Here is a 6,356-nt window from a genome sequence, read left to right as displayed (position 1 = left end):
GCCAGGAATGCCGGGGCATCTGCCATGTGCGCGCCAGGGCCCTCTTGATGTGACCCCTAAATATAGCGGGTCGCTGCCACGGCGTCAAAAATATGTTCCCTTTATGTTCTTATTTACTCTTGCTGCGTGACCCTCTGCTCGGGTCGTGTCACCGTTTAATTTCCGTCAGAGGTGGAAAGCGAACTTCAGACGATGCCGTGCTTCCGCAGCAGTGCCTGCTCATCGCCAGACACCCAACCGAAAACCTTCGGCTCCCCGTTCAGCTTCTGGACGAAGTAGTGAACGTCGAAATCTATCGCTGCGTCCGGTTGATCCTTGCGGGCATAGGTTGCCGTCCAGGCAACGTGGGCCACGCAGTGGCGGTCATCTATGGGGGAAATGTGGACATCGCGTATCCGCATTTCTTTCGTCCCTATCGCCCGATAGTGCTCATAACCCTGCGTCATGACCTGCTTGAGTCGATCGTCGTTCTTTCCGGTCATCACTCCAGCGGGCGAGGCCGCGATGAACTCGGAAGCGTACAGCGCTGCGACCTCATCCATGTCGATGTCGCCGCCAAGGGACTGCTTGAAAAAGCGCTCATATCTCTCGAAGAGCTTCCTTACGCTGTTTTCCATCATTCGCTCTCCAAGTGCGGCCATGGCCTGTATGGCCGGAACCGGGATTCAAGTTGAGGCACTACCTCGCCCCTCGGCGACGAGGCGCTGAGTGGCGTCCTCGAGGCGGGCCTCCAGCAGCGCGCGGAACTCCTTGCGCGGCAAGCCCGGTGGGATCGGGTCCAGGAACTCGACGACGATGGTGCCCGGGTACCGGGCGAGCGAGCGGCGCGGCCAGAAGAGGCCGGAGTTCAGCGCCAGCGGCACGCAGGGCACCGCGAGGGCCTCGTAAAGCGCCACGTAGCCGGGCTTGTAGTCGGGCGGTGCGCCGGGTGCCTGGCGGGTGCCCTCGGGGAAGATCACGATCTCGCGGCCTTGGCCCGCCTTCGCCTCCGCGTCGGCAATCATCGCCTTCAGCGCCTTCGCCGCCTTGTCGCGCTTGACCAGGATGTGCTCGAACTTAACGCAGAACCAGCCATAGAACGGGATCCACTTGAGCTCGTCCTTGAGCACGATGGCGGGGTCGCGAAACAGGGGCACGAGGCCGAACGTGTCCCATGCCGATTGGTGCTTGGAGACGACGAGGCAGGCGCCCTTCGGCAGCTTGTCGCGGCCGCGCACCTCGAACCTCGTCCCGGCGATGACACGCAGGAGCCAGACGCAGATGATGCCGTGGAGCTTGAGGCCGGCCATGGCCCAGCTCCGCGGTGCGACGAGCAGCCATGAGCCGAACACCAGCATCAGGGCCGTCGTGACGTAGAAGGCGAGGGCGAAGAGGAGGGAGCGGAGGGCGAGCATCGGCAGAGTATGACGGTTCGTGTCAAATGAGCGTTGCGTTCGTGGAGGCTTGCCAGGAGTGCGCCAGCGGGGTGGCTACTCATAGACGAATTTCGCGCAAACTCGATGAAATCTTCCAGGGCTGGGCCGCGAAGAGTATTTTCACTTTGCCTCGAAGCACTCTGTTCTCACGTCATGGCCGCCCTTGACCCGGCCATCCAGGACCTACGCGCAAACGTTTGACGAGCCGCCCCCTGAGTGGACGCCTCAAGGGTGGCCATGACGTGAGAGGGTACAGCGATCAATCAGACCTGAACGCTCTAGGATTTGCGCGGGATCGTGGAGGAGGCGGTCAGGGAGGTGGCCTGCCAGGGTGCCATGCCGCGCGCAATGGCCAGTCTGACGGCGGCCGGCAGGAACTTGATGTATTCCGAGGCGAGCAGACGCGTGGCTGTGGAATCCAGCCACCAGACCTTGCGGCGCAGGACGTCGGGCGCCACGGGGTGGGGCACGAGCTCGATGTTCGGCATGGCGCGGGCCAGCTCCGCGAGGCTGCGCGGCATGTGATAGCTCGCGGTGACGACGATCAGGCGGTCGTAGCCGAGCGCCTCGGCCCAGCGGCGCGTCTCGTCGGCGTTGCCGATCGTGTTGAGCGCTGCATAGCCGAGATCGACGCAGCAGTTGAAGGTCTTCTCGTCGAGGCCCGAGATCTTGAGCAGCGAGGGGCGGCCGATCTTCTGGTTGACGCCGGAGATCAAGAGCCGCTCGCCGCGCTTGTCCTCCAGGAGCCGGGCCGCCTCCGAAATGCGGGTCTGGCCGCCGGTCAGGACGACGATGCCGTCAGCCTGCACGTTCTGCACCTCGGGGTCGCGCATCACGGAGTTGGCGAACAGCACGAATCCGAACGCGACCAGCGCCAGCGCACACCCCAGCAAGCCAACGATGATGCGTCTCAAGCCCATGTCTGCCCGTCCGGCCAAGAGCGGCCCACAGATTCGACCCGCGTCGCGGCGAGGAGACTAGCTGATTTGGCCCCCCTTGTGACACGTCGTGCACAGGATCATCCAGATATCAGCTACCCGATAAGAACCCCAAGAAGTGCGCAATCAAAGGCTTTGGTCAATGCTTACTGTTAAGAATGCGGAATACGCCGAAGCGGGAGGTCAGCATACAGAGCGCTGCGATGACCACCACCACGATGCCCATCAGCACATAGCCCGCCGTATCGAGGGCGCCGGAGCCCACAAGGCGGTGCAACTCGGTCAACGTCATGCTGCCGCCGCCTAGAATCTGAACGATGGTCGGCATCAGGATGAAGACGGCCAGCGCGAAGGCGGCGCCGACCAGGCCCGCGCGCACGCCGAGGCGCAGGAAGTGCTTCTCGAACTCGCGGGCGATGAAGCGGTCCGTGGCGCCGACGAAATGCAGGACCTCCACGATCTCCCGGTTGGAGGCCATCGAGCTCTTGGTTGCCGACACGATGATGGCCGTGGTCGCCATGGCGACGAGTGCCAGGATGGCGAGGCCGCCGAGCGCGAAGCTGTTGGTAATGGTCGCGATCTGCTGCTGCCAGCGGCGGTGATCGTCGAGCGTGGTGCCCTGGAAGCGGCTCGCGAGGTCGGTGCGGACGGCCTCGATGTCGGGCGCTGCCGCGCGGTCCAGCTCGAGCGCGATCAGGCGCGGCAGCGGAAGTGCGTTCAAGTCCTCGATCTGGCCGAGCCACGGCTCGAGAAGCGCGGCGGATTCGGCAGCCGACATCACCGTCACCTTGGCGATGCCGCCCTGCTGCGCGAGGTAGGTTGCGACATCGCGCACGGTCTTGTCGGTATCGGTGCCGTCCTTCGCCTGCACCTGGACGGTCACCTCGCTTGCGATGTCCTTCAGCCAGGCGTTGGCGGACTGGCGGATCAGATAGACCGCGCCCACGGTGAGGCAGGCGAGGAAGCACATGATGGTGATCACGAGCGTCAGCGATTTGCCGGTGACCGAGCCCGCCGGCACGATGGGCGCGGTCAGCGATTGGACCTTGCGGGCTTCGCGCTGTGGTGCTGGCGCGTAGAGGTCGGGACGTGCATGACGCTCGTACTCGCTTCGGAGCGCCGCCTCGCCGCCCGAGATGGGATCGGGCTCGTACGTCGCATAATCCGTGCGCGCCTGCGTGGACACGCGGCCGCTCTGGGTCACGACATCCTCGTAGGGGTCGTAATCCGGCACGCGATGCGGGTCGAGCCCGCGCATCGGCGGCCGATCGGGTCTGTCATACGATCCGGACATGGCCGTCGTGCAGCTCCAGTCGTGGGGCCTTGAATTGGCGCATCAGTTGATGGTCGTGGGTGGCGATGAGGACCGACGTGCCGAGCCGGTTGAGCTCGATGAATAGACGCAGGAGGCGGCGCGCCATCTGCGGGTCGACGTTGCCGGTCGGCTCGTCGGCGAGCAGCAGCTCGGGCTTGCCGATCACGGCGCGCGCGATGGCCGCGCGCTGCTTCTCGCCGCCTGACAGGACCGAGGGGTAGCCGTGCATGCGGTCGCCGAGGCCGACCCACTGCAACAGATCCGTCACGTCCTCCTTGTAGTCGTCGAGGCGCTTGCCGATCACGCGCAGCGGCAGGGCGACGTTCTCCCAGGTGGTCAGGTGCTCGAGCAGGCGGAAGTCCTGGAACACGATGCCGATGCGGCGCCGGAGCGGGGCGCGCTTGCCGGTAGTGATGCGGCTCACGTCCTGGCCGAAAAGCTGGATCTGCCCACGCGTCGGGTGCAGCGACATGAACAGCAGCCTGAGCAGCGACGTCTTGCCGGCTCCCGACGGGCCGGTGAGGAAGTGGAACGAGCCGGGCCGGAGATGGAAGCTCACATCGGAAAGAATCTCCGGGCCCCGATCATACTTGAGACCGACATTCGTCAATCGAATCACGGGCGGTTCGCTCCGGATGAACTCTAAGGGTTCGGGTCTGTGGTCGAGCGCCTATATGCGGGAAGGCGAGGGCAGTATCAATCTGTTACGAATATGGCGGGGGCATGTACAATGCCGGCTCGGCTCCCGTGTTCACGGCCTCGACCGCCGCGCCTTGCGTCCCTATGCGGATCGCCCGATACGGGGCAGGCCCTATCGGGAGCCTTCCGGCGGCATCGGTCTCGGGCAAGGATGAGAGGCTAAACCTATGATTCCGAGCGTAATTCGGCTTCAATAACCCTGTAAGAGCCGGATGCAGAACAAGGACACGGGAATGACGGACCAGAATGCCGGTGCGACATCTGTGGTCGAGGTCATCTACTCGGCGGAGCGGATCGCTGCGCGCCTCGAGGAGCTTGCGCAGGAGATCATGGCCCGCGAGCTCGAGCGCCCGCTCGTGGTCGCGGTGCTCAAGGGCAGCTTCGTGTTCGCTGCCGATCTCATCCGTGCGCTCTATCGCTCGGGCATCGAGCCGGAAGTCGACTTCCTGACGCTGTCGAGCTACCGCAAGAGCCGCACCTCGTCCGGAAAGGTCGAGATCCTGCGGGACCTCGACCTCAGCGTCGAGGGGCGCAACGTGCTGCTGATCGACGACGTGCTCGATTCCGGACGCACACTCGTGTTCGCCAAGGACCTGATAGCAGCGCGCGGCGCGAGCGAGATCCTGACCTGCGTGCTGATCGACAAGAAGGTGTCGCGCGCTGTCGACGTCACCGCGGATTTCAGCGCGTTCGAGGGTAACGACGAGTTCGTCGTCGGCTACGGAATGGACGTCGCGCATCGCTACCGCGAGCTGCCGTTCGTCGGCCGCATGGCCAAGGAGTAGCCGCAGACAGGCTTGAGCGGCCGCCCGGCCGCCGGGGGGAGGACGTAGGATGGCGCGCATTCTGCTGGCGGACGACGATCAGGCGACGCGTGACCTCGTCAGGCGCGCGCTCGAATCCGACGGGCACCAGGTCGATATCACCCAGGACGGGGTGGAGGCGCTCGAGACGCTGACGTCCGCGAGTGCCGCGTTCCAGGTGCTGGTGTCGGACGTGCACATGCCGGGCCTCGACGGCATCGCGCTCGCCGAGCGAGCCATTGCGGCGCGGCCGGACCTCAAGCTGCTCCTGATGTCGGGCTTCGCGGAGGAGCTCGAGCGTGCTGAGGCGCTGAAGTCGCAGAACCTCGGCGTCATCATCAAGCCGTTCACGCTGGAGCAGGTGCGCGCCGCCGTGCGCGCACTCATTGCGTGAGTGCGGCTATGACGTAGGGGCAAAAGCGCCGTCGCACCTAGAGCGCGTTCTTGCGCTGCTGGATCATCATGTAGGTGTCGTTCGTGTGCTCCGCGAGCTGGAACCATAGGAAGCCCTCGGCCCTCACGGCGGTCACGGCGTCGTACACCTTCTTGAACCATGGATTGGCGGCGCAGAGCTCCGCATAGACTTCGTTCGTGGCCTTGAAGCAGGCATCGAGCACCTCCTCCGAGAACGGCTTCAGGATCGTGCCGGCCTTCACGAGGCGGCGGATGGCTCCGGGATTGAGCATGTCATAGCGGGCCGTCATCGTGGTGTTGGCCGTATGCGCGGCGGCGCGGATGATTGCCTGGTAGGCCTTGGGCAGGCTGTTCCACTTTTCCAGGTTGAAGAAGAAGTGGATCATGGCTTGGTTTTCGAACCACCCTGGATAGTAGTAGTAAGGCGCAACGCGATAGAGTCCGAGCTTCTCGTCGTCATAGGGGCCGACCCACTCGGCTGCGTCGATGGTTCCCTTCTCCAGGGACGGGTAGACGTCGCCGGCGGCGATCTGCTGCGGCACGGCGCCAAGGCGCGAGAGAATGGCGCCGCCAAAGCCGCCGACGCGGATCTTGAGGCCCTTCCAATCCTCCGGCCTGTTGATCTCCTTCCTGAACCAGCCGCCCATCTGGGCGCCCGTGTTGCCGGCCGGTAGCGCATAGATCTTGTAGGTTTGAAAGAACTCGTTCATGAGCTCGATGCCGCCGCCTTCATACATCCAGGCGTTCTGCATGCGGTAGTTGGCCCCGAAGG

General features: G+C 64.4%; 8 protein-coding genes. 2 read left to right on the top strand and 6 right to left on the bottom strand.

Annotation, left to right across the window (positions count from 1 at the left end):
• Positions 1-185: 185 nt before the first annotated feature.
• The 5 genes from IT540_RS17210 to ftsE form a co-directional block, all read right to left on the bottom strand.
• Positions 186-617: a nuclear transport factor 2 family protein gene (locus IT540_RS17210; protein WP_291180745.1), complete on the bottom strand. Its 432-nt coding sequence runs from the start codon at positions 615-617 to the stop codon at positions 186-188.
• 48 nt (positions 618-665) lie between these two features.
• Entirely contained in the window at positions 666-1,394 is a 729-nt protein-coding gene (locus tag IT540_RS17205; RefSeq protein ID WP_291180743.1) for a lysophospholipid acyltransferase family protein, read from the bottom strand.
• Between the two features lie 299 nt (positions 1,395-1,693).
• Positions 1,694-2,335 (bottom strand): YdcF family protein, encoded by a 642-nt coding sequence (locus tag IT540_RS17200; RefSeq protein WP_291180741.1) that lies wholly within the window; start codon positions 2,333-2,335, stop codon positions 1,694-1,696.
• Positions 2,336-2,492: 157 nt separating this feature from the next.
• The gene (locus IT540_RS17195) at positions 2,493-3,647 is read right to left on the bottom strand and encodes an ABC transporter permease (RefSeq protein ID WP_291180739.1); all 1,155 of its coding nucleotides are present in this window, start codon (positions 3,645-3,647) and stop codon (positions 2,493-2,495) included.
• On the bottom strand, positions 3,631-4,287 hold the full coding sequence (gene ftsE / locus IT540_RS17190) for a cell division ATP-binding protein FtsE (protein ID WP_291180737.1): 657 nt from the start codon (positions 4,285-4,287) through the stop codon (positions 3,631-3,633). The genes IT540_RS17195 and ftsE overlap by 17 nt, the downstream gene beginning before the upstream one ends.
• Before the next feature lie 313 nt (positions 4,288-4,600).
• Between ftsE and hpt the strand changes: the two genes are divergently transcribed.
• Both hpt and IT540_RS17180 read left to right on the top strand, forming a co-directional pair.
• A complete protein-coding gene (hpt, locus tag IT540_RS17185) occupies positions 4,601-5,152 on the top strand; it encodes a hypoxanthine phosphoribosyltransferase (protein ID WP_291180735.1) in 552 nt (183 codons plus the stop codon).
• Positions 5,153-5,201: 49 nt separating this feature from the next.
• Entirely contained in the window at positions 5,202-5,564 is a 363-nt protein-coding gene (locus IT540_RS17180; RefSeq protein ID WP_291180733.1) for a response regulator, read from the top strand.
• Between the two features lie 37 nt (positions 5,565-5,601).
• Here the strand turns inward: IT540_RS17180 and dctP are convergent.
• Positions 5,602-6,356 (bottom strand): TRAP transporter substrate-binding protein DctP (gene dctP, locus IT540_RS17175; protein WP_291180731.1); only part of this gene is annotated, 755 nt, incomplete at its 5' end.

Origin of the sequence: Hyphomicrobium sp. (assembly GCF_020852195.1) — a bacterium.
In the GTDB taxonomy this organism is placed as follows: domain Bacteria; phylum Pseudomonadota; class Alphaproteobacteria; order Rhizobiales; family Hyphomicrobiaceae; genus Hyphomicrobium_C.
This window is presented reverse-complemented; position numbering and strand designations above follow the sequence as displayed.